Genomic DNA, 22,463 nt, shown 5'->3' with positions numbered 1-22,463 from the left:
AGCGCCCCTTCCGTGGATCAGAGCTTTTCGGTCAGCGCCGGAACAGCGTCGAAGAGGTCCGCGACCAGACCGTAATCGGCGACCTGGAAGATCGGCGCTTCTTCGTCCTTGTTGATCGCGACGATGATCTTCGAGTCCTTCATGCCGGCGAGGTGCTGGATAGCACCCGAGATGCCGCAGGCGATGTAGAGCTCGGGGGCCACGACCTTACCGGTCTGACCGACCTGCCAGTCGTTCGGCGCGAAGCCCGAGTCGACGGCGGCGCGCGAGGCACCCACAGCAGCGCCAAGCTTGTCGGCCAGCGCTTCGATCACCTTGAAGTCCTCTTCCGAGCCGACGCCACGGCCGCCCGACACGACGATCTTCGCCGAGGTCAGCTCCGGACGATCGCTCTCGGCGACCTTGTCTTCGATCCAGCTCGACAGAGCGGGCGCGTCCGACATGGCGACGGTCTCGACCGAAGCCGAACCGCCTTCGCCGGCGGCGTCGAAGGTCGAGGTGCGGAAGGTGATGACCTTCTTCTCGTCCTTCGATTTCACGGTCTGGATCGCGTTACCCGCGTAGATCGGGCGCTCGAACGTGTCGGCATCGACGACGCCGGAGACATCCGAGATCACCATCACGTCGAGAAGCGCGGCGACGCGCGGCATCACGTTCTTCGCATCGGTCGTGGCCGGGGCCACGATATGCGAGTAATCGCCCGCGAGCGACACGATCAGTGCGGCGGTCGGCTCCGCCAGACGGTGGCTCAGCGAGGGATCCTCGGCCACGAGAACCTTCGCGACACCGTCGATCTTGGCGGCGGCTTCACCCGCGGCAGCAGCCGACGCACCCGCGCAGAGCACGGTCACATCGCCCAGCGATTTTGCAGCGGAGACGGCCTTGGCGGTCGCGTCGACCGACAGTTCGCCATCATTCACTTCACCCAGCAGCAGAACGGCCATCACACGACCCCCTTCTCTTTGAGTTTCGCAACCAGCGTGTCGACGTCCGGCACCATTTCGCCAGCCTGACGCGCTTCGGGCTCGGTGGTCTTCACCACTTCGAGGCGCGGCGAGACGTCGACGCCGTAGTCGTCGGCGGTCTTCTCGTCGAGCGGCTTCTTCTTCGCCTTCATGATGTTCGGCAGCGACGCATAGCGCGGCTCGTTCAGACGAAGGTCGGTGGTGACGATCGCGGGCAGCTTGACCTCGATGGTCTGCAGGCCGCCGTCGACTTCACGGGTGACCTTCGCGGCCTCGCCCTCGACCACGACTTCCGAGGCGAAGGTCGCCTGACCCCAGCCAAGAAGCGCCGCCAGCATCTGGCCGGTCGCGTTCATGTCGTTGTCGATCGCCTGCTTGCCGAGGATCACCATGCCGGGCTGCTCTTCCTCGACGACCTTGGCGAGGATTTTGGCGACGGCCAGCGGCTCGATATCGGTCTGCACGTCATCGGCGGCGACCACGAGAATCGCACGATCCGCACCCATCGCGAGCGCGGTGCGCAGGGTTTCCTGCGCCTGCTTCACGCCGATGGAGACCGCGATGATCTCTTCGACGGCGCCCTTCTCCTTCAGACGGATCGCCTCTTCGACAGCGATTTCGTCGAACGGGTTCATCGACATTTTGACATTGGCGAGATCGACACCGCTTCCGTCCGCTTTCACGCGAGCTTTCACGTTATAGTCGATCACGCGCTTCACAGGCACGAGAACCTTCATGGCGTGTCTCCCTTGTGTAGTCCGCCAAATTGCGGCGAACGGATTCATTCGGCAATTTTGTTACAAGAGCAAAGGGCGAAGGGACAGGGGGAAAACGCCTCGTTTTGGCCCTGAAACGTCACGTCTTTTCGACTGTTTGCGCTAGCGGTGCGTGCGAATTGCCCTAGCGTCGCGCTGTGTCCGCGATCCGCCCATGAAAAAGGCCGCCCGAAGGCGGCCTTTCGCGTTCGTCTGCCGGGCAAGGTCAGTCGTCCTTGCACTCACCGGCGATCTTGCAGTCGTTCTGCATCTCGAGCCACATCGCGTTGGCGACGGCGACCAGAGCGGCCAGCGGAAGCCCGAGGATCCATGCGAAATACCACATCTGTCTGTCTCCTTAGTAAACGGTATGGCTGTCGCGCTCGACATCTTCGACCGTCACCTTGCCCCACAGGACCTTATAGACCCATGCGGTATAGGCGAGGATGAGCGGCATGAAGATGAGCGCGCAGACGAGCATGATGAACAGCGTCTGGTGCGAGGACGAAGCGTCCCAGACCGTCAGCGAGGCGTCGGGCATTTTCGAGCTCGGCAGGATGAAGGGGAACATCGTCAGGCCGACCGAGGAGATCACGCCGAAGATGCCCAGTTTCGACCAGAGCAGCGTCGAGACTTCGCGCCCGGCGCGCAGCCCCCGCACCGCCATGGCGATACCCGCGAGGCCAAGGATCGGCGCAATCGCGATCCAGGGGCGGTCCGCATAGGCCTGCATCCAGCTCCCGCTATGCTCGACCGTCGAGAAGAGCGGGTTGGAGGGGCCGTTGTCCGGCACCACCGAGGTGATGTGGTAGCCCTTGATCCCGAAGGCGAGCCAGATCCCTGCGAGGATATAGGCCACGAAGGCCACCATGCCCGCAACGGAGCCGATCTCGGTTGCGCGGACTTTCACCGCGCCTTCGGTCTTCACCGAGAGCCATGCCGCGCCATGCATCATCAGCATCGACAGCGACACCACGCCTGCCAGCAGCGCGTAGGGGTTCAGCAGGCCCAGCAGCTTCATGATGAAGTTGCCCGGATAGAGCGGCATCAGCATGTCGTTGAGCTCGAAGGGCACGCCTTGCAGCACGTTGCCCACGGCGACGCCGAAGATCAGTGCCGGCACCGCGCCGCCCACGAAGAGCGCCCAGTCCCAGCCGTTGCGCCATGCAGCCGAGTCGCGCTTCGAGCGATACTTGAAGCCGACGGGGCGCAGGATCAGCGCCGCGAGCACGAGGAACATCGCGAGGTAGAACCCCGAGAAGCTCACCGCGTAGAGGGGTGGCCAGGCCGCGAAGATCGCGCCCCCGCCGAGGATGAACCAGACTTGGTTGCCTTCCCAGACCGGGCCGACCGTGTTGATCGCCACGCGGCGCTCGCTATCGGTCTTGCCGACGAAGGGCAGAAGGGCCCCCACGCCCATATCGAAGCCGTCGGTGAGCGCGAAGCCGATCAGCAGGACGCCCAGCAGCAGCCACCAGATGACGCGCAGAACGTCGAAGGGGATAAGTTCAAAGAGGATCATGTTCCTTACTCCGCAGGCATGGTGACAGGGGCGTTGCCATCGCGACCGGACAGGCGGTCGTCATGGCGCTGCAGCCACTCTTGAGTGACCTCGACATCCTGATACGGGCCTTTTTTGATGTATTTGATCATCAGACCCATCTCGATGATGAAGAGCACGGTGTAGAAGGCCACGAAGCCCAGCAGCGTGAACAGCAGGTCGCCCACCGACAGGTGGCTGACCGAAAGTGCCGTCGGCAAAACGCCGTCCACGGTCCAGGGTTGGCGTCCGAACTCGGCGGTGAACCAGCCCAGTTCCGCGGCGATCCACGGGGCAGGGATGACGATCACGGCCAGACGCAGCGCCCAACGCGGATATTGCATGCCCTTCCAGTTCGAGACGACGAAGAAGTAGACCATCAGCGCGATGAAGGAGAAGCCAAGCGCCACCATCAGGCGGAAGGACCAGAAGATCGGCCAGACCGTCGGGACGGTGTCATCCGCAGCCATCTTGATTTGCGCATCGGTCGCCTGACGCGGATCGTCCACGTAGCGTTTGAGCAGATAGGCATAGCCCAGATCGCCCACGTTTTCGTTGAACTGCTTGGTGACTTCGGGCGGGACGTCGCCCTTGGCTTCGCGGATCTTCAGCAGGTCGTCATAGGCGACGATACCGTTGCGAATCCGCTCTTCCGAGCCTTTCACGAGCTCGTCGATCCCGGTGATCTGCTCGGTCAGCGAGCGGGTGCCGATCAGGCCCATCACCCACGGGATATGGATCGCGTATTTGGTCTCGCGATCTTGTTGATCGGGAATGCCGAAGAGGGTGAAGGAGGCGGGGGCCGGTTCGGTCTCCCACATCGCTTCCATCGCGGCGAGTTTCATTTTCTGGTTGTGAGTCGTCTCGTAGCCCGACTCGTCACCGAGGATGACGACCGACAGGGCCGAGGCGAGACCGAAGGCGGCCGCAACCGCGATCGAGCGGCGGGCGAGTTCGAAATGACGGCCCTTGAGCATGTACCAGCTCGACACGCCCATCACGAAAACAGCCGCCGTGACATAGCCGGCCGACACCGTGTGCACGAACTTGGCCTGCGCGACGGGGTTGAACACGACGTCGAAGAAGGAGGTCATCTCCATCCGCATCGTCAGCGGATTGAAATGCGCCCCGACGGGGTTCTGCATCCAGCCATTGGCGATGAGGATCCAGAGCGCCGAGAAGTTCGACCCGATGGCGACGAGCCAGGTGACGACCATGTGCTTGACCGGCGAGAGCTTCTCCCAGCCGAAGAACATCAACCCGACGAAGGTCGCTTCCATGAAGAAGGCCATCAGGCCCTCGATGGCGAGCGGCGCGCCGAAGATGTCGCCCACATAGTGCGAATAGTAGCTCCAGTTCATCCCGAACTGGAATTCCATCGTAATGCCCGTGGCCACGCCCAGCACGAAGTTGATGCCGAACAGGGTGGCCCAGAACTTGGTCATTTGCCGCCAGATGGGGCGGTTGGTCATCACATAGACCGTCTCCATGATCGCCACGATGATCGACAGACCAAGCGTCAGCGGCACGAAGAGGAAGTGATACATGGCGGTCATGGCAAATTGCAGCCGTGACAGCTCGACGATCCCGAAATCCATTCTCGTTCTCCGTTTCCCTACTTGCACCCGACCTCGCCAAAAGCCGAGTTTCTCGGAAATATTATTCCTGGATGCAGCTTATGGGCGGGCGGTCTGCGCCTGACATTGAGCCAAATCAAATTGACGATGTGTCGCACGGAGACGTGAACAGGGGTGAACGACAATATGTCACATGATTTTAGTGGCTTATCGTCGCAGGTCGTGCGTCATTTGAGCGCGATCGTACCCGTGGCGGCGCTCTGATCGGGCTGACGGTGAGACACCAGAAGGAAGCCTGCGTCGGGCAAAAGCGCACGCAATCCGGAGAGAGTCGCGGCGGCCGTCGGCGCGTCGAGCCCTTCGGTCGGCTCATCGAGCAGCAGGATATCAGGCTGGCGCAAAGCCGCACGGGCCAGCGCCAGACGTTTCGTCTGACCGCCGGAAAGACCGGTGCCGCCTTCGCCAAGCCGCGCCTCGAGACCACCGCGCGCGGCGATCACCTCATCGAGCGCGACGGCGCGCAGTGCGGCCCAGGCCGCGTCTTCATCAAGCTGCGCCTCGGGCGGCAGGGCGAGCGCGAGGTTCTCGGCGATGGTGCCGCCGATCAGCTGGCTGCGCTGCGGAACCATGGTGAGCACATCGCGCAGGTCGCCTTCCGGCCAGTCGGGCAGCGCGCGGCCCTTCACCGTGATCTCGCCACCGGAGGGCTTGAGAAGACCGGACAACACGGCGAGCGCGGTGGATTTCCCGGCACCCGAAGGCCCGGCAAGCATCACCGTCTCGCCACGCGCGAGGCTGAAGGTCAGATTGGAAAAGAGCGGCGCGGCGCTCTTGGCACGGGTGAAGGCCACGTTGCGCGACTCGATCAGCGGGGCGTCCGCATCGGTGGGGGCGTGGCCGTCGGGCTGCGGCCGCTCGGGCGTATCGGTCAGGTCCATGACCCGCGCGCCCGCTTCCTGCATCCGCCCGATCTCGGCCATGCCGCGACGGAGCAGCATCAGCGACTCGGCCAGCGCCAGCGCGACGAACAGGCCCACCGCGGCGCGGGCGGGCGTGATCTGCCCGGCCAGTGCCATCTGCCCGGCGATGGCCAGGGCGGCGGCGCCGGCAAGCGCTGTGGTGGCCGAAATTACGGCCCCCACGCGCCGGTCGAGCGCTTCGAGATTGCGCCGCGCCAGCGCCTCGGCCTCGACCTCGGCCAAGGTCTGCGCGGTGGCGGCCTCCAACTGTCCGGCCACGGCCAGATCGGCGCGGGCACGCATGGTTTCCAGCGCGCGGCGGCGGATATTTTGCAGCGCGGTTTCGGCTGCGCGGGCATCGTGGCGGGCGGCGCGGGCCACCCAGATCAGCCCGAGCCCGCCGCCCAGCAGGTAGATCAGGAAGACCGCCAGCCCGATCGGCAGCCCTTCGAGCCACCACAGCATCACAAGCGCCGCGATCTGCACCATGCCGCCTGCGAGGAAGGGGATCACCAGCCGCAGCAACACGCCGTCCAGCGCATCCACATCCGAGGTGATCCGGTTCAGCGCCTGCGCACCGCGCAGCCGCGCCTGTTCCTCATGCGGGCGGCGCGAGACGCCATCCATCAGGTCGATGCGCAGCTTGGCCAGCGCGCGCAGCGTGGCGTCATGGGTCAGTAACCGCTCGCCATAGCGCGAGACCGCGCGGCCGAGCGCGAGACCGCGCACGCCTGCCGAAGGGGTGAAGAAATTGAAGTTGAGGCCCAGCCCCGTGATCCCGGCCAAGGCCGAGGCGGTGATGAACCAGCCCGACAGGCCGAGCAGCGCCGCCCCCATCGCGAGCACGAGGAACGACAGCGCGAGGCCTCGGCTGAAGGCCCATTTCTGATCGGCGATCAGGCGGGCGGTGAGGGTCAGAAGCGTTTTCATGCTGCGCCCTCCAAGTCGATCTGGCGGTCCATCGCGGCAACGAGGGCGGGGTCGTGGCTCGCGACGATCAGGGTGGTGCCGTGGGCGCGCAGCGCCAGTAGCGCCGCAATTACCTTGGCGCCCGTCTCGGCATCGAGATCGGCGGTCGGTTCGTCGGCGAGCACGATCGGGCGGCCCGCGTAATGGGCCCGCGCGATCAGCAGGCGCCGCGCCTCGCCACCCGAGACGCCGCCGCCCATATCGCCCAGCCGGGCGTCGAGCCCGCCGGGAAGGCCCGCGACGACCTCGGTGGCCTGCGCGGCGTCCAGCGCCGCATCGAGATCGCCGGGACGGTTCAGCGTGATCAGCTCGCGCAGGCTCGCATCGGCGAAGCGCGGGCTTTGCGGAATCCAGCCGAAGGCCGCGCGCCAGTCATCGGCGTTTTGCTCGGTCAGCGCGGTGTCGCCCAGCGTGATCTCCCCCGCCTCGGGATGGATCAACCCGACCAGCGCGGTCAGAAGCGTCGTCTTGCCCGCGCCCGACGGCCCGGTGATCGCCACCGCCTCGCCCGGCGCGATGTCGCCATCGGGCAGGGGGATCGGATCGGCGGCCTCGCCGGGTCGGATTTGCAGACCGTGCCAGTGCAGCGGCCCGAGCTGCGGCGCCGTGCCTTCGCCGCCGGTGCCCATCAGCGTGTTGGCCTTGGCGATTTCGGTCTCGGTCGTCTCCAGCTCGGAGGCCACGGCAAGCGCGGCTGCCCGGTCATGCCACGCCGCTGCCAGATCGCGCAGCGGCTGGAAGAATTCGGGTGCGATCATCAGCAGGAAAATCCCTTCGGCCGGGGTCATCTTGCTGCCCCATGTGCCGAAATTCATCCAGCCGATCAGCGAGAAGCCGACATAGACCGCGACCAGCGCCACGCCGATTGCGGCGAACAGTTCCAGAAGCGTCGAGGAGAGGAAGGCCACCCGCAGAACCGCCATCGTGCGGACGCGCAAGTCTTCGGATTTGGTCTCCAGATCGGCGCGCGAGCGGGCCTCGGCGCCCAGAAGCCGAAGATCGGTGATCGCGGCGATCCGGTCGATCAGCAGGCGGTTGAGCGAGCCGATCTCGACCATCTGCTTTTCCGAGGCATCCTGCGCGGCCATGCCCACAAGCGCCATGAAGAGCGGGATCAGCGGCCCCGCGATCAGCAAGATGCCCGCGACCGCCCAGCTTTGCGTGGCGGCGAGCAGGATGAAGGCGAGGGGAATGATCCGGGCGCGCAGGAAGGCGGGCTGGTAGCGCGTGGCCCAAGGACCGAGTGCGCCGAGCTTCTCCGCCGAGAGCGAGGCCAGTTCCGCAGGCGACAGCGCGGCGGCCCCGCTGGCCTGACGCAGCGCCTTTCGGATCAGTGTCTCGCGGCTCTCGCGCAGCACGACCTCGGCGGCATCGGCGGAAAATTTCTGCGAAATCCAGTCAAGCGCGATCCGCACGAGCGCCAGCGCCACGAAACCCGCGGCCCCGGCAAGCGGCGAAAGCGCGGGGCTTACTCCGGGCGCGACCAGATCGCCCAGCACCAGCCCGATCAGTGCGGCCTGCGCGGGCCAGATCAGCGCCGAGGCCACGCCGAGCCACCCGGCGAGCTTCAACTTCCCCGCCACCGGCTGAGCGATACGGGCCAGAACGGCTTTCGGCTTCGGCGCTTCGGTCGTGGCGTCTGTCATAGGGATTTAGGGGTCTTTTTCTCTGTCGCGCTTGGCTGTGGAGATAGCCGGGCAGAGGGTCTGCGGCAATGGCGTGCGACAATCCGCGCCTGTCACGTCTGCGGCACGTTCCGCCAATCGCGCATGAAAAAACCGTTCGGATGAGGGTCCGAACGGTTTTCGAGGTTACCTGTAGCGGGGCCTTAGCAGGGCGCGATGTACTCGCGGCCATAGGAGTCGCGATAGCGGCACTGACCCGGCTCGTTGGCTTTGCCGATCAGAGCGCCTGCAACGGTGCCGACTGCGCCGCCGATCGCGGCGTTCTGGAGGCGGTCGCCGTCATCCGAAACAGCAGCGCCGATCGCGGCACCGGCAACACCGCCGGTCGCGGCAGCGCGGTCTTGTTGCGACATCTGGCAGCCTGCGACGGCAACGGTGGCGCTGAGCGGCAGGATGAGGAACATCTTCTTCATGGTACGTGTCTCCCTTCTGTATCTTCGGACATCCAACGTCGCCCCGCTCTGGGCAGTTCCAAGTTTTTCTTGATTCATTTTGAGCGCCCATCCTGCAGCCGTGATGGTCGTGTGGCTTGACATGCGGGGGCATTCGGGGGTCAAGCAATATGGAACCCTTCGACACAGACGACAGAAAGACACGCCTATGAGTTCGACCGCTTGGCGCGTTCCCCTGATCGGGGCGCTTTTCCTTTTCGCGCTGAGCGCGGTGGTGTTGATGGTCATGCGCCCGCTGATGGCGATCGACGAGACGCGCTATGTCACCGTCGCCTGGGAGATGTGGCAGGGCGGCTCCAAGCTGGTGCCGCATCTCAACGGGGCGATCTATTCCGACAAGCCGCCGCTTCTGTTCTGGCTCATCAATATCGTCTGGAGCGTTACGGGCCCCAGCGAATGGGCGGCGCGGCTGGTTGCGCCCGCTTTCGGGCTGCTGTCGGTCGGGCTGGTGGCGATGCTCGCGCGCAGGCTCTGGCCGGAAGAGCCCGAGCGCGCCGGGCTCGCCGCGCTGATCCTCGGGACGAGCGGGGTGTTCCTGCTGTTCGGCTCCACGACGATGTTCGACACGATGCTGACGGCGGCGACGCTGCTGGGGATGCTCGCGGTCTGGGCGATGCGCGACACCGATCGCTTCGCCCCGGTGATCGGGCTTGGCATCGCGCTGGCTTTCGGCGTCTTCGCCAAGGGGCCGGTGATCCTGGTGCATGTGCTGCCGACTGCGCTTTTGATGCCGCTTTGGGCGACCGGGGCGGAGCGGCCCGCGCTCAAGCAGTGGTATGCGCGGATCGGGATCGGTTTTCTGATCGGTTTCGGTATCGTGCTGCTGTGGCTGGGCCCCGCGATCATTTTCGGCGGAGCCGAATATCGCGAGCAGATCCTGTGGAAGCAAAGCGCCGGGCGGATGGTGGAAAGCTTCGCCCATGGTCGCCCCGTCTGGTTCTTCGTGGCGCTGCTGCCCTTCTTCCTCTGGCCGTGGGGCTGGAGTCGCGCGGGGTTGGCCACGTTCAAACCCTCGCGGCTTTGGGAGGATGCTGGCACGCGCATGGTGGCGGTCTGGTTCGCCACCGCCTTCGTCGCCTTCTCGCTGATTTCGGGCAAACAGGCGCATTACCTCGTACCCGAGCTGCCCGCGCTGGCGCTGATCCTGTCGGGGCTGCTGCCCACGGCGGAGCGTCGGATGCGCTGGCTGCGCCTGCTGTGGCTTCTGCCCGGGGTGGCGACGGCGATTGCCGCGGCATCGGTGCATTTCGGGGCGTTCCCGGAACTGCCCGAGGGCACCGGCTCGTGGCTCTTCGTGATCGCGGGTGTGGCGCTGCTCGTGGGCGGCGCGCTGATCGTGCTGAAGGCGCGGCAGGGTTGGTTCGCCGAAGCCTTCGTCGCGCCGCTGGTGCTGATCGCCATTCAGATCATGGTCTGGCCGATCCTTTGGAAAGTCTACGATCCGGCCCCGATCGCGAGCCTGATCGCCGCACATTCCGAGAATGGCGTGGCCACCACCGATCGCGGCTATGCGGGGCAGTTCTCCTTCGTCGCGCGGCTTGAGAAACCTGTGACGGTGCTTGGCAACAGCGCCGATCTGGGGCGCTGGATGGCGGATCATCCCGGCGGCCTCGTGCTCGCGGCGAAGCCGGTCGAAGGCGTCGACGGGCTCAGCCAGATCGCGGAGCGGCATTTCCGGCAGGACGACTGGAGGCTCTATCAGGTGGCGGAGACGATCGCGCCGCCCGCTGAAGCTGCGCCCGAGGCTGCTCCCGAGGCTGCGCCGACTCCCGCGCCCGACAGCGCAAACTGACCCTTCAAAATAAAAGTCACGCCCGAAGCAGATGCTCCGGGCGTGCCTTCTAACCGATAGACGTCAAGTATTACGACTTGGTCTTCTCGGTGGGCCGCTCATCAAGAGTGACGGAGAGCGTGAGCGGCTTGTTCGCGCGCAGCAGCGAGAGCTGCACTTCGGTGCCCGGCTCGTCGGACCCGATGGCACGGGTCAGATCGCGGGGCTCTTTCATCGGCTTGCCATCGACACCGACGATGATGTCGCCGCGCTTCAGGCCAGCTTTCTTCGCGGGCGTATCGGGCGACACATCGGCCACGAGAACGCCTTCGGGCTTGTCGAGACCCAGCGCTGCCGCGATGTCCTCGCTGACCGGCTGGATCTGCACGCCGAGGAAGCCGCGCTTGACGGTGCCGCTGTTCTGCAGATCGGCGACGACGCCCTTGATGGTGTCGGAGGGCACCGAGAAACCGATCCCGACGGAACCGCCGGTGGGCGACAGGATCGCGGTGTTCATGCCGATCACTTCGCCTTGGGCGTCAAAGAGCGGGCCACCCGAGTTGCCTTTGTTGATGGCTGCGTCGGTCTGGATGTAGTTATCGAACGGGCCCGATTTCAAGTCGCGACCCTTGGCCGAGACGATGCCGGTCGACACGGAGGTGCCAAGGCCGAACGGGTTGCCGATCGCCACGACCGGCTCGCCGACCTGTGCGGTCTGGCTGTCGCCGAAGCCCACGGTCTGCAGGTCCTTGTCGGTATCGACCTTGATCAGCGCGATATCGGTGGCCTTGTCTTCGCCGATCACTTTCGCATCTGCGGTCGAGCCGTCGGAGAAGGTAACCTTAACGCTCTCGGCGCCATCGACGACATGGGCGTTGGTGACGATATGGCCGTCTTTCTGGATGATGAAGCCGGTGCCGAGGCCGGTGATCTCAGGACGTTGCATCTGCTGGCCCTGACCGTTGGGCCCCATGTCGGGCATGCCGAAACGACGCTGGAAGAACTCGAAGGGGAAATCCTGCGGCATCCCCATCTGGGCCATTTCCTGATCGTTGGCCTGCTTCTTGATCTCGATGGTGACCACGGCGGGCATCACCTTCTTCACCAGATCGACGGTGTTGGTGAAGGTTTCGGCGGCGGCCACGTTCGGGACCAGTGCGAGCCCGCTCGTTGCCACGACGCCGGCGCCGAGCATTGCGGTGGTCGCGAGGGTGCGCAGCAGGGGAGCTTTGCGAATGTCCTGCATCTTTCTCTCCTTATTGACAGGGATGCACCCTATGTGAGGGCCTAGCCTGTCAGGAACTCTGCGGGAAGATTGCAGAGCTGTTATCCTTTTCACCTTTAGGGGAGGGGTGCGTGACTTGTGCGGTGGCATCGGCCACATATGTCGCGAACCGAGAAAGCGAGTGCGATGAAACTGCTGTTGATCGAAGACGACGCGACCACCGCCGATTACGTGCTGCGGGGCCTGCGCGAGGAGGGCCATACGGTCGATCATCTCGCGAATGGCCGCGACGGGCTGACACAGGCGCTGGGCGGCAGCTATGACGTGATGATCATCGACCGGATGCTGCCCGAGCTGGACGGGCTTTCGATCACCCGCGCGATCCGCGCCGCGAAGGTCACGACGCCGATCATCTTCCTGACCGCGATCGGCGGGGTGGATGACCGGATCGAGGGGCTCAACGCAGGCGCGGACGACTACCTCGTGAAACCCTTCGCCTTCGGCGAGCTGTCGGCGCGGCTCGCCGCATTGGCGCGCCGTCCGCAGGCGCAGTCGGAGCAGGTGATGCTGGAGGCGGGCGATCTGAAGATGGACCTGATCGCACGTAAGGTGACGCGCGGCGGGCAGGAGATCGACCTTCTGCCGCGGGAGTTCTCGCTTCTGGAATTCCTGCTGCGCCGCAAGGGCCGGGTGCAGACCCGGACGATGCTGCTGGAGGGCGTTTGGGATCTGAATTTCGACCCGCAGACCAATGTCGTGGAAACCCATATCTCGCGGCTCCGGAACAAGGTCGACAAGCCGTTCGACCGTGACCTCATCCACACCGTGCGCGGCGCGGGCTACCGGATCGAGGGCTGATGAAGGCACGTCTGAACCGCGCGGAAATCCTTGCCTCGACGCCGCTGCGGCAGGCGCTGGGGCTGATGGGGATCGTCTTCGCGATCCTTCTGGTGACGCTGGGCTTTGCCTATGTCGCGCTGCGCTCCTCGACCGAGGATTCGATCCGCGCCGATCTCAAGCAGCAGACGGCGGTGTTTCAGGTCGCGGCCAATCCCGAGACTTTGTCGGTCATCGTCTCGGCGGAGGCGCGGGCCTCGGACCCGTCCGAGCGCGCCATCGCCTTCGTGATGTCGGACGGGCGGCAGGTTGGCAATGTGCGGGTCACGCATGAGGGCGACCGCTGGGTCATCTCGCGGCATCCCGAATATGCGCCGCTCTCGAAACATGGATATTTCACGCTGACCATGCCGCTTGCGGGTGGATTGCTGGTGATCGGCGAGAGCCGCGCGCCGATTGCCGAACTGACCTCGACCTTCCTCGCGATCCTCGTCTTCTCCTTCGTGCCGTCGCTCCTGGTCTCTGCCGCCTATGGCGCGTGGGTCGGGATGCGGGCGCGCAAGCGGGTGAGCGCGATCGAGGAGACGCTCGACGATCTGACCGAGGGGCGGCTGGAGGCGCGGGTGCCGCGTGACGAGATCAAGGCCAAGCGCGGCGACGACCTCGCACGGATCGGGGCGCGGCTGAACGTGATGGCCGAGACGCAGGAGGCCACGGTGGCGGCGCTGCGTCAGGTCTCCGCCGATATCGCCCATGACCTGAAGACGCCGATGCAACGGATCTCCGTGCTGCTGTCGGAACTGAAGGAAGCTTTGCCCGAGGACACGCCGCCCCGGGCTCTGGCCGAGCAGGCGGGTACCGAGGCCGAACGCGCGGTGGCTGTTTTCCACTCGCTGCTGCGGATCGCTCAGATCGAGGGCGGCAGTCCGAAGGCGCGGTTCGCATCGGTCGATCTGGGCGCGCTCGCGGCCGATATCACCGAGCTGTACGAGGCGAGCGCCGAAGAGGCGGGCGGGGCACTGACCCTGCAACGGCCCGATGCGCCGCTAATGGTGCATGGCGACCGGGGCCTGCTGGGGCAGATGCTGTCGAACCTGATCGAGAATGCGATCCGTCATGGTGGCCCTGCGCCGCAGATCACGGTGCGCCTGTCGCGCGAGAACGGCGCGATCATTCTCAGCGTGGCGGATCATGGCCCCGGTATTCCCGCAGCCGAGCGCGAGAAGGTTCTGCGCAGGCTTTATCGGCTGGAACGCTCGCGCACGACGCCGGGCAACGGGCTGGGGCTGGCACTGGTTCATGCGGTGGCGGGGCTGCACGAGGCGGAGCTGGAACTGTCCGACAATCGGCCGGGCCTGATCGTGTCGCTGCGCTTCGCCGCGCCGGGTCAGTCGGTCTGATCGGGCAGGTCGATCTCGGTCAGGAAACGCAGGCTCAGCGGCAGGGTCGCGGCCCCCAGTGCGCGGGCATCGGGGCCCACCTGACCCTCGCGCACGATCGGAACTTCCGCGCCCGAGAGGTTGATCTTCGCCAGTTCCGCTTCGGTGGCGCCGACGAGCCGCGCGCGCAGATCGTTGGGCATCCAGCCGTCGATCACCATCGCATCGAGATCGCACAGCGCCGCCGAGGAGGCGGCGACAGTCGCGAGGCCGCGCGCCGCTTTCGCGAGCCAGTCCTCGACGATGTCTTCGGGAAGATCCCACACATCGCGCCGCTCCCAGAGGAAACTCGCATCGAGGCCACGCTCGGCCATGGCCGCTTCGATGGCTGAGAGCGAGGCCACGTCGAGCAATTGGCACTGGCCGCCGTGACCGTCGGGCACCGGCATCGAGGCAAGCGCGCCCGCATTGTTGTTGGGGCCGGTCACAAGCGAGCCGTTCATCACCAGCCCGCCGCCCACGAAGAAGCCCACGAACGCATAGAGGAAATCGTCCGGCAGGGTCTGATCGCCCAGCAGCAGCTCTGCCGAACAGGCGGCGGAGGCGTCGTTTTCCAGCACCACGGGGAACGGGTAGATCGCCTCCAGCTCGGCGCGGATGTCGCGCTCGCGCCAATCGGCCATCGCGCTTTCTTCCAGCCCGAGCGCTACGCCCCAGTCCCACATCCGGAACGGCGCGCCGATGCCGAGGCCCGAGATGCGCTCGCGTTTCGAGGCGGGCAATTCCGTCACCATCCGCGCGATCGCGTCGATGGCGAAGGCGATGGTATCGGCGGCGGTGGGGTAGTCGTGGCGCGAGACGCTTCGCGAGATCGGCGTGCCCATCATGTCGATCAAGATCACTTCGGTGCGGCGACGTCCGACTTTCAGCCCCAGAAAATAGGCGCCATCCGGGTTCAGGCGCATCGGCACCGTGGGCTGGCCGACTTTGCCGCGCACCGGGTCGCAGCGCAGCAGGAAGCCTTCATCTTCGAGCGCGCGCATGATGACGGAAACGGTCTGCGCCGAGAGGCCCGTCATCCGCGCAATTTCGGATTTCGCGAGGGCGCCACGGCGGCGAATCAGCGACATCACCAGCCGTTCGTTGCGGTTGCGCATTGAGGAATGATCCGTGCCAATTTTCACCGGGGCGGTCTTGATCATTTCCATCACGCGCTGGGGCACAATTCATTCTCCGAGGCTGCTCGCGCTTAAGATACGCTGAGTATTTATCCGCTTCCAGAGGGTGTTCTGTCAATTAATAAATCCACGTGATTTATCTATTGACGAGTCGGCCCGGTTTCGCACATGATCTGCTTCGAAGCCGATCGGAGGGACGGCTCAATTCGTTTCTGGGAGGAGACCTGACATGATGAAGAAAACCGCAATTCTCGGTGCAACCGCGCTTGGCCTGATGGCGACGGGCGCTTGGGCGGAAACCACCGCCTGCCTGATCACCAAGACCGACACCAACCCCTTCTTCGTGAAGATGAAAGAGGGTGCGACGGCCAAAGCGAAAGAGATGGGCATCACGCTCAACACCTATGCGGGCAAGCTCGACGGCGACGTGGAAAGCCAGGTCGCGGCGGTCGAAAGCTGCATCGCGGCAGGCGCCAAGGGTATCCTGATCACCCCGTCCGACAGCCGTGCGCTTGCGCCTGCGGTCACGAAGGCGCGGGACGCCGGTGCGCTGGTGATCGCGCTCGACACCCCGTTCGAGCCCGCCGACACCGCAGATGCGACCTTCGCGACCGACAACTTCAAGGCAGGCGAGCTGATCGGCCAATGGGCCAAGGCGAAAATGGGCGACAAGGCCGCGGATGCGAAGATTGGCTTCCTCGACCTCAACCCGAGCCAGGTCTCGGTGGATTACCTGCGCGATCAGGGCTTCATGAAGGGCTTCGGCATCGACATCAAAGACCCCAAGAAGATCGGCGACGAAGACGATCCGCGCATCGTTGGCCATGACGTGACCAACGGCAACGAGCAGGGTGGCCGCACCGCGATGGAGAACCTTCTCCAGAAGGATCCGGGCATCAATGTCGTCTACACGATCAACGAGCCCGCCGCGGCCGGTGCCTATGAGGCGCTGAAATCGGTCGGCATGCAGGATCAGGCGATCATCGTCTCGGTCGATGGCGGCTGCCCGGGCGTGCAGAACGTCAAGGAAGGCATCATCGGCGCGACCTCGATGCAGTTCCCGCTGAAGATGGCCTCGATGGGCATCGAAGCGATCGCGGCCTTCGCCAAGGACGGCACCAAGCCGCAGAACTCCGAAGGTCTCGACTTCTACAACACCGGCGTGACGCTGATCACCGACCAGCCGGTCGACGGGGTCGACTCGATCTCGTCGGAAGAAGGTCTGAAGCAGTGCTGGGGCTGATCCCCGCCTGAAAGATCGGAGGGGCCGCCCGTGCGCGGTGGCCCTTTCCATTGGGCCGGGTGACGGCCCTTCACCCTACATTGCACAAAGAGGATGACGGACATGACCCAGACCGTTCCGCCTCGCGGCCAGTCCTTCGAGCACGGCCTCGACCAAAGCGACAAGACTGTCGCGGCCTTCAAGACTAAGAAACGCGGGCTTCTCGGCACGATCCAGCACGGGCTGCACGGCAATCCGACGATGGTGCCGGTGATCGTGCTGCTGTTGTCCGTCGCCGTGTTCGGCCTGGTCGCAGGGGGCAAGTTCTTCTCGGCCTTCAACCTGACCCTGATCATGCAGCAGGTCTCGATCATCGGGATGCTGGCTGCGGCGCAGTCGCTGATCATCCTGACCGCGGGCATCGACCTGTCGGTGGCCGCGATCATGGTGCTGATGTCGGTCATCGCCGGCAACCTTGCCGTCTATATGGGCGTGCCCGCACCGATCGCGCTGCTGATCTCCTTCGCAGGCGGCACCGGCGCCGGTTTACTGAACGGCTTCCTCGTCACCAAGGTGAAACTGCCGCCCTTCATCACCACGCTTGGCACCTGGTCGATCTTCTACGCGCTGAACCTGTGGCTTTCGGGCGCGCAGTCGATCCGCTCGCAGGATATCGACAAGTTCGCGCCCCTTCTGAAGTTCTTCGGCAACACGATCACCGTCGGCAATGCGCGACTGACCTATGGGTCGGTCCTGATGGTCGTGGTGTTCCTCGTGCTCTGGTATCTGCTGAACAAGACCGCCTGGGGCCGCCACGTCTATGCCGTGGGCGACGACAAGGACGCGGCGGAACTGGCGGGCATCCGCACCGACCGCACGCTGCTGTCGGTCTACGGTCTGGCCGGGCTCGTCTGCGCGATTGCGGCCTGGGCATCGATCGGCCGCGTGGGCTCGATCTCGCCGCAGGCCTTCTACGAGGCGAACCTGCATTCCATCACCGCCGTGGTGATCGGGGGCATCTCGCTCTTCGGCGGGCGCGGCTCGATCCTCGGCGCATTGTTCGGGGCGCTGATCGTGGGCGTGTTCCAGTCGGGGCTGCGGCTCGCGAATGTGGACGTGCTCTGGCAGGTCTTCGCCATCGGCTGGCTCATCATCATCGCGGTCGCTATCGACCAATGGATCAGAAAGGTTTCGGCATGACGCAAGAACCCATTCTCACCGCACGCGGTCTGGTCAAACGCTATGGCCGCGTCACCGCCCTCGACGAATGCGACTTCGATCTCTACCCGGGCGAAATCCTTGCCGTGATCGGCGATAACGGGGCCGGAAAATCCTCGCTCATCAAGGCGATTTCCGGGGCCGTTACGGCCGACGAGGGCGAGATCAAGCTCGAAGGCAAATCGATCTCCTTCAAGAGCCCGCTCGAGGCGCAGGATGCCGGGATCGCGACGGTCTACCAGACGCTGGCGCTCTCTCCCGCGCTGTCGATCGTCGACAACATGTTCGTCGGGCGCGAGTTGCGCCGCGCCGGTCCGATGGGCAAATGGCTGCGGATGCTCGACAAACCCGCGATGCGTGCCTTCGCCCGAGAGAAGCTCAACGATCTGGGGCTGGCGACCATTCAGGACATCGATCAGGCGGTCGAGACGCTGTCGGGCGGTCAGCGTCAGGGCGTGGCCGTGGCCCGCGCGGCGGCCTTCGGGTCGAAGGTGATCATCATGGACGAGCCGACGGCGGCGCTGGGCGTGAAGGAGAGCCGTCAGGTGCTGAACCTGATCCTCGATCTCAAGGCAAAAGGTCTGCCGATCATCCTGATCTCGCACAACATGCCGCATGTGTTCGAGGTGGCGGATCGGGTCCACGTCCACCGGCTGGGCAAGCGGCTTTGCGTGATCGATCCGAAGAACCATTCGATGTCGGATGCGGTCGCCTACATGACCGGCGCGAAGCAACCCGAGGATGCGAACGAAGCCGCTTGAGGGCAGGCGAAAGAGCCAGAAGCGCCCGGTCCAAAAGGCCGGGCGTTTTTCGTTTGGAGGTGAGGGGCGCGCCCGAGCCTTGGGTGGGCGCTTTGATCGGTTCGTGGCTGGGCGCTTTATCTCGCAAGCCCGCAAGTCATTCGTGCCCGCGATGACGTCGCCAATGCGCCCTCCCGGGGGGAGGGTCGGGCGCGCCCCGGGGCTGGTCGCCCCGTGCCAAAAACGCCCCCCTCAACCCCAAAAGAAAACCCGCGCCCTCCCGAGCGCGGGTTTCCCGTGAAACATCAAGGGGTCGTCAGCCGCGGCGACCCGCTTCCAGCGCATCTTCGAAGGTGCGCAGCCCGGTTTTCGGGGCTTGAACCAGCACCGCCATGTTGCCCGGCTTATGCTCGTTGCGCAGCATCTTGGTATGGGCCTGCGGGATCTGATCCCACGGGAAGACCTCGGACATGCAGGGGTCCAGACGCCGCTCCACCATCAGCTTGTTGGCCGAGGCCGCCTGTTTGAGGTTGGCGAAGTGCGAGCCCTGAAGGCGCTTCTGGTGCATCCACATGTAGCGCACGTCGAAGGTGCAGTTGAAGCCCGAGGTGCCGGCGCAGATCACGACCATGCCGCCCTTCTTCACGATCAGGGTCGAGACCGGGAAAGTCGCCTCGCCGGGGTGTTCGAAGACCATGTCCACGTTCACACCCTTGCCGGTGATGTCCCAGATCGCCTTGCCGAACTTGCGGGCCTCTTTCAGCCACTCGTTATATTCCGGCGTGTTGACCGTGGGCAGCTGCCCCCAGCACTTGAAGTCCTTGCGGTTGATCACGCCCTTGGCGCCCTGATCCATCACGAACTGACGCTTGCTCTCGTCCGAGATCACGCCGATCGCGTTGGCGCCCGCGGTGTTCGCAAGCTGGATCGCATAGGAGCCCAGACCGCCCGAGGCGCCCCAGACCAGCACGTTCTGGCCGGGCTTGAGCTCATGCGGGTGGTGACCGAACAGCATCCGGTAGGCGGTGGCCAGCGTCAGCGTGTAGCAGGCGCTCTCTTCCCAGGTCAGGTGCTTCGGACGCGGCATGAGCTGCTGCGCCTGCACCCGGGTGAACTGCGAGAACGAGCCGTCATGCGTCTCGTAGCCCCAGATCCGCTGGCTGGGCGAGAACATCGGGTCGCCGCCGTTGCACTCCTCGTCGTCGCCGTCGTCTTGGTTGCAGTGGATCACCACCTCGTCGCCGACTTTCCAGCGTTTGACCTTGTCGCCCACCTTCCAGACGATGCCCGCCGCATCCGAACCCGCGATATGATAGGGCTGCTTGTGGCCGTCGAAGGGCGAGATCGGCACGCCGAGACCGGCCCAGACGCCGTTATAGTTCACGCCCGCGGCCATCACGAGGACGAGCACCTCGTGGCTGTCGATCTCCCAGGTGTCGACGACTTCCTGCTGGAACGACTGCTCGGGCTCGCCATGGCGTTCGCGACGGATCGCCCAAGCGTACATTTTCGGGGGGACGTAGCCGAGGGGCGGCATCTCGCCGATCTCGTAAAGGTCCTTCTCCGGCGCATCGTAGGGCGCGATACCGGTTTCCTGATCAAGGGCCATGGCTCTCTCCTGTCTGTCCTTGCCGCGCCGCAGAATCGGGCGGTGTTCGTTCAGAGGGATACGCATGGCTGCGCAACTTTTCAATCCCTGACGTTCTGTTTTTGTAATTTTATGTCCCTCTCGATTTTAGGGCTGCGGGCAAACCCCTATTTATCAAGCCTCGCGCCGCGGACGCTGCGTGAAAGCCAGCCACGCCGCGTTGCAGCGAATTGACAGGATCACAAAATTCAATTTAAACCATCCCAGCGCGCAACAATATTGCGCAACGAAGATTCGTATTCCGATGGAGGCCGCCATGACCGACACGATGCCCGCCAAAGACCGCCCCTGGCTGTTTCGCACTTATGCGGGCCATTCTACGGCCGCCGCCTCGAACGCGCTCTATCGCAACAACCTCGCCAAGGGGCAGACGGGGCTTTCGGTGGCTTTCGACCTGCCGACCCAGACCGGCTATGACAGCGACCATGTCCTGTCGCGCGGCGAGGTGGGCAAGGTCGGTGTGCCGGTCTGCCATCTGGGCGATATGCGCGCGCTGTTCGATGAGATCCCGCTCGAGCAGATGAACACTTCGATGACGATCAACGCGACGGCGCCGTGGCTCCTGTCGCTCTATATCGCGGTGGCCGAGGAGCAGGGCGCGGATGTGTCGAAGCTGCAGGGCACGGTGCAGAACGATCTGGTGAAAGAATACCTGTCGCGCGGCACCTATATCTGCCCGCCCAAGCCCTCGCTCGCGATGATCACCGATGTCGCGGCCTATACCCGCGAGCACCTGCCGAAATGGAACCCGATGAACGTGTGTTCCTATCACCTGCAGGAAGCCGGGGCGACACCGCAGCAGGAGCTGGCCTTCGCGCTGGCGACCGCGATTGCGGTGCTGGACGACCTGAAAACCAAGGTGCCGGAAGCGGCGTTCCCCGCGATGGTCGGGCGGATTTCCTTCTTCGTGAATGCGGGCATCCGCTTCGTGACCGAGATGTGCAAGATGCGCGCCTTCACCGAGCTGTGGGACGAGATCTGCCGCGAGCGCTACGGCGTCGAGGACGAGAAATTCCGCCGTTTCCGCTATGGCGTGCAGGTGAACTCGCTGGGCCTGACCGAACAGCAGCCCGAGAACAACGTCTACCGTATCCTGATCGAGATGCTGGCCGTGACGCTGTCGAAAAACGCCCGCGCCCGCGCGGTGCAGCTGCCTGCGTGGAACGAAGCGCTCGGCCTGCCGCGCCCCTGGGACCAGCAATGGTCGCTCAGGATGCAGCAGATCATGGCCTATGAGACCGACCTTCTGGAATATGGCGATCTCTTCGACGGCAACCCGGCCGTGACCGCGAAGGTCGAGGCGCTGAAGGACGGCGCGCGGGCCGAGTTGGAGACGCTCGACTCGATGGGCGGGGCGATCGCCGCGATCGACTACATGAAGTCGCGTCTGGTGGAATCGAATGCCGCGCGGATCAACCGGATCGAAGCCGAGGAAACCATCGTCGTCGGCGTGAACCGCTGGCAGCAGGGCGAGCCCTCGCCGCTGACCGCAGGCGATGGCGGCATCATGGTCGTCGACCCGGCGGTGGAGCAGGAGCAGATCGACCGTCTGAATGCCTGGCGCGCCGAGCGTGACGAGGCTGCGGTGCAGGCCGCGCTGGCTCAGCTCAAGGCGGACGCAAAGGCCGGCAAGAACATCATGGAAGCCTCGATCGCTGCCGCGAAAGCGGGCGCGACCACCGGCGAATGGGCAGGCGTGATGCGCGCCGTTCATGGCGAGTATCGCGGCCCCACGGGCGTCTCGCGCTCGCCCTCGAACCAGACCGAAGGGCTTGACGATATCCGCGAGGCCGTGGATGCGGTCAGCTCGCAGCTGGGCCGCCGCCTGAAATTCCTCGTCGGCAAGCCGGGCCTCGACGGCCACTCGAACGGCGCCGAGCAGATCGCCTTCCGCGCCCGCGATTGCGGCATGGACATCACCTATGACGGCATCCGCCTGACGCCCGAACAGATCGTTGCCAAGGCGATCGAGGACGAGGCGCATGTGGTGGGGCTGTCGATCCTGTCGGGCTCGCATATCCCCCTGATCGAGGAGCTGATGGAGCGGATGCGCGCGGCTGGCCTCGATCACGTGCCGGTCGTCGTCGGCGGGATCATCCCGGATGAGGACGCGAAGAAGCTCCTGAGCTTCGGCGTGGCGCGCGTCTACACGCCCAAGGATTTCGAGCTGAACCGGATCATGATGGATATCGTGACGCTCGCAACCCCGGCCGAAAAAGCCGCCTGAGCGCGCAGCTCGTTTGGGATCGGGAAGAAGCGGCGTCTTCTTCTCGACCCAAATATCCCCGCCGGAGGCTCCCGGCGTCAGACCCCGCGAAAACCGCGCCCTTTCGCCCTTCCGCC

At 64.9% G+C, this 22,463-nt stretch carries 18 protein-coding genes; 7 read left to right on the top strand and 11 right to left on the bottom strand.

The window, feature by feature from the left end; translation table 11 throughout:
• Positions 1 to 17: 17 nt before the first annotated feature.
• From AXZ77_RS17715 to AXZ77_RS17680, 8 genes are all read right to left on the bottom strand, one after another.
• A complete protein-coding gene (locus tag AXZ77_RS17715; RefSeq protein ID WP_078542565.1) occupies positions 18 to 944 on the bottom strand; it encodes an electron transfer flavoprotein subunit alpha/FixB family protein in 927 nt (308 codons plus the stop codon).
• Entirely contained in the window at positions 944 to 1,702 is a 759-nt protein-coding gene (locus tag AXZ77_RS17710; protein WP_078521428.1) for an electron transfer flavoprotein subunit beta/FixA family protein, read from the bottom strand. Before AXZ77_RS17710 ends, AXZ77_RS17715 begins: the two co-directional genes overlap by 1 nt.
• A gap of 244 nt (positions 1,703 to 1,946) precedes the next feature.
• Positions 1,947 to 2,066 (bottom strand): cytochrome bd-I oxidase subunit CydX, encoded by a 120-nt coding sequence (gene cydX, locus AXZ77_RS17705; RefSeq protein WP_078521427.1) that lies wholly within the window; start codon positions 2,064 to 2,066, stop codon positions 1,947 to 1,949.
• A 12-nt stretch (positions 2,067 to 2,078) separates the two neighbouring features.
• The gene (gene cydB / locus AXZ77_RS17700) at positions 2,079 to 3,242 is read right to left on the bottom strand and encodes a cytochrome d ubiquinol oxidase subunit II (protein ID WP_098412147.1); all 1,164 of its coding nucleotides are present in this window, start codon (positions 3,240 to 3,242) and stop codon (positions 2,079 to 2,081) included.
• Positions 3,243 to 3,247: 5 nt separating this feature from the next.
• Positions 3,248 to 4,858: a cytochrome ubiquinol oxidase subunit I gene (locus AXZ77_RS17695; protein WP_098412146.1), complete on the bottom strand. Its 1,611-nt coding sequence runs from the start codon at positions 4,856 to 4,858 to the stop codon at positions 3,248 to 3,250.
• Between the two features lie 206 nt (positions 4,859 to 5,064).
• Positions 5,065 to 6,726, bottom strand: a complete 1,662-nt coding sequence (locus tag AXZ77_RS17690; RefSeq protein ID WP_098412145.1) for an amino acid ABC transporter ATP-binding/permease protein — start codon at positions 6,724 to 6,726, stop codon at positions 5,065 to 5,067.
• Positions 6,723 to 8,411, bottom strand: a complete 1,689-nt coding sequence (cydD, locus tag AXZ77_RS17685; protein ID WP_098412144.1) for a thiol reductant ABC exporter subunit CydD — start codon at positions 8,409 to 8,411, stop codon at positions 6,723 to 6,725. Before cydD ends, AXZ77_RS17690 begins: the two co-directional genes overlap by 4 nt.
• A gap of 182 nt (positions 8,412 to 8,593) precedes the next feature.
• A complete protein-coding gene (locus AXZ77_RS17680) occupies positions 8,594 to 8,863 on the bottom strand; it encodes a YMGG-like glycine zipper-containing protein (protein ID WP_098412143.1) in 270 nt (89 codons plus the stop codon).
• Between the two features lie 187 nt (positions 8,864 to 9,050).
• Here AXZ77_RS17680 and AXZ77_RS17675 point away from each other — a divergent pair, with 187 nt between their 5' ends.
• Complete coding sequence (locus AXZ77_RS17675) at positions 9,051 to 10,694, top strand: glycosyltransferase family 39 protein (protein WP_176536068.1); 1,644 nt, start codon at positions 9,051 to 9,053, stop codon at positions 10,692 to 10,694.
• Between the two features lie 70 nt (positions 10,695 to 10,764).
• Here the strand turns inward: AXZ77_RS17675 and AXZ77_RS17670 are convergent, their stop codons facing one another.
• Complete coding sequence (locus AXZ77_RS17670) at positions 10,765 to 11,919, bottom strand: S1C family serine protease (RefSeq protein WP_083077977.1); 1,155 nt, start codon at positions 11,917 to 11,919, stop codon at positions 10,765 to 10,767.
• A 165-nt stretch (positions 11,920 to 12,084) separates the two neighbouring features.
• Between AXZ77_RS17670 and AXZ77_RS17665 the strand changes: the two genes are divergently transcribed.
• On the top strand, positions 12,085 to 12,756 hold the full coding sequence (locus AXZ77_RS17665; RefSeq protein ID WP_075776881.1) for a response regulator transcription factor: 672 nt from the start codon (positions 12,085 to 12,087) through the stop codon (positions 12,754 to 12,756).
• Positions 12,756 to 14,135, top strand: a complete 1,380-nt coding sequence (locus AXZ77_RS17660; protein WP_098412141.1) for a HAMP domain-containing sensor histidine kinase — start codon at positions 12,756 to 12,758, stop codon at positions 14,133 to 14,135. Before AXZ77_RS17665 ends, AXZ77_RS17660 begins: the two co-directional genes overlap by 1 nt.
• On the opposite strand, the gene AXZ77_RS17655 is transcribed toward AXZ77_RS17660, so the two are convergent.
• Positions 14,123 to 15,337: an ROK family protein gene (locus tag AXZ77_RS17655; protein WP_369679782.1), complete on the bottom strand. Its 1,215-nt coding sequence runs from the start codon at positions 15,335 to 15,337 to the stop codon at positions 14,123 to 14,125. The genes AXZ77_RS17660 and AXZ77_RS17655 overlap by 13 nt on opposite strands.
• A 187-nt stretch (positions 15,338 to 15,524) precedes the next feature.
• On the opposite strand from AXZ77_RS17655, the gene AXZ77_RS17650 reads away from it, so the two are divergent.
• From AXZ77_RS17650 to AXZ77_RS17640, 3 genes are all read left to right on the top strand, one after another.
• Positions 15,525 to 16,535, top strand: a complete 1,011-nt coding sequence (locus AXZ77_RS17650) for a sugar ABC transporter substrate-binding protein (protein WP_218000507.1) — start codon at positions 15,525 to 15,527, stop codon at positions 16,533 to 16,535.
• Between the two features lie 102 nt (positions 16,536 to 16,637).
• Entirely contained in the window at positions 16,638 to 17,714 is a 1,077-nt protein-coding gene (locus AXZ77_RS17645; RefSeq protein ID WP_098410063.1) for an ABC transporter permease, read from the top strand.
• Positions 17,711 to 18,493, top strand: a complete 783-nt coding sequence (locus AXZ77_RS17640) for an ATP-binding cassette domain-containing protein (protein WP_083077974.1) — start codon at positions 17,711 to 17,713, stop codon at positions 18,491 to 18,493. The genes AXZ77_RS17645 and AXZ77_RS17640 overlap by 4 nt, the downstream gene beginning before the upstream one ends.
• A 295-nt stretch (positions 18,494 to 18,788) precedes the next feature.
• Here AXZ77_RS17640 and ccrA read toward each other — a convergent pair whose 3' ends face one another.
• Complete coding sequence (gene ccrA / locus AXZ77_RS17635; RefSeq protein ID WP_098412139.1) at positions 18,789 to 20,081, bottom strand: crotonyl-CoA carboxylase/reductase; 1,293 nt, start codon at positions 20,079 to 20,081, stop codon at positions 18,789 to 18,791.
• A gap of 295 nt (positions 20,082 to 20,376) precedes the next feature.
• Between ccrA and AXZ77_RS17630 the strand changes: the two genes are divergently transcribed.
• Positions 20,377 to 22,347 (top strand): protein meaA, encoded by a 1,971-nt coding sequence (locus AXZ77_RS17630; RefSeq protein ID WP_255266541.1) that lies wholly within the window; start codon positions 20,377 to 20,379, stop codon positions 22,345 to 22,347.
• Positions 22,348 to 22,463 lie beyond the last annotated feature (116 nt).

The organism is Thioclava sp. ES.031 (genome assembly GCF_002563775.1).
Taxonomy (GTDB): domain Bacteria; phylum Pseudomonadota; class Alphaproteobacteria; order Rhodobacterales; family Rhodobacteraceae; genus Thioclava.
The sequence above is the reverse complement of the archived record's forward strand: the minus strand, read 5'-3'. Positions and strand labels throughout refer to the sequence as shown.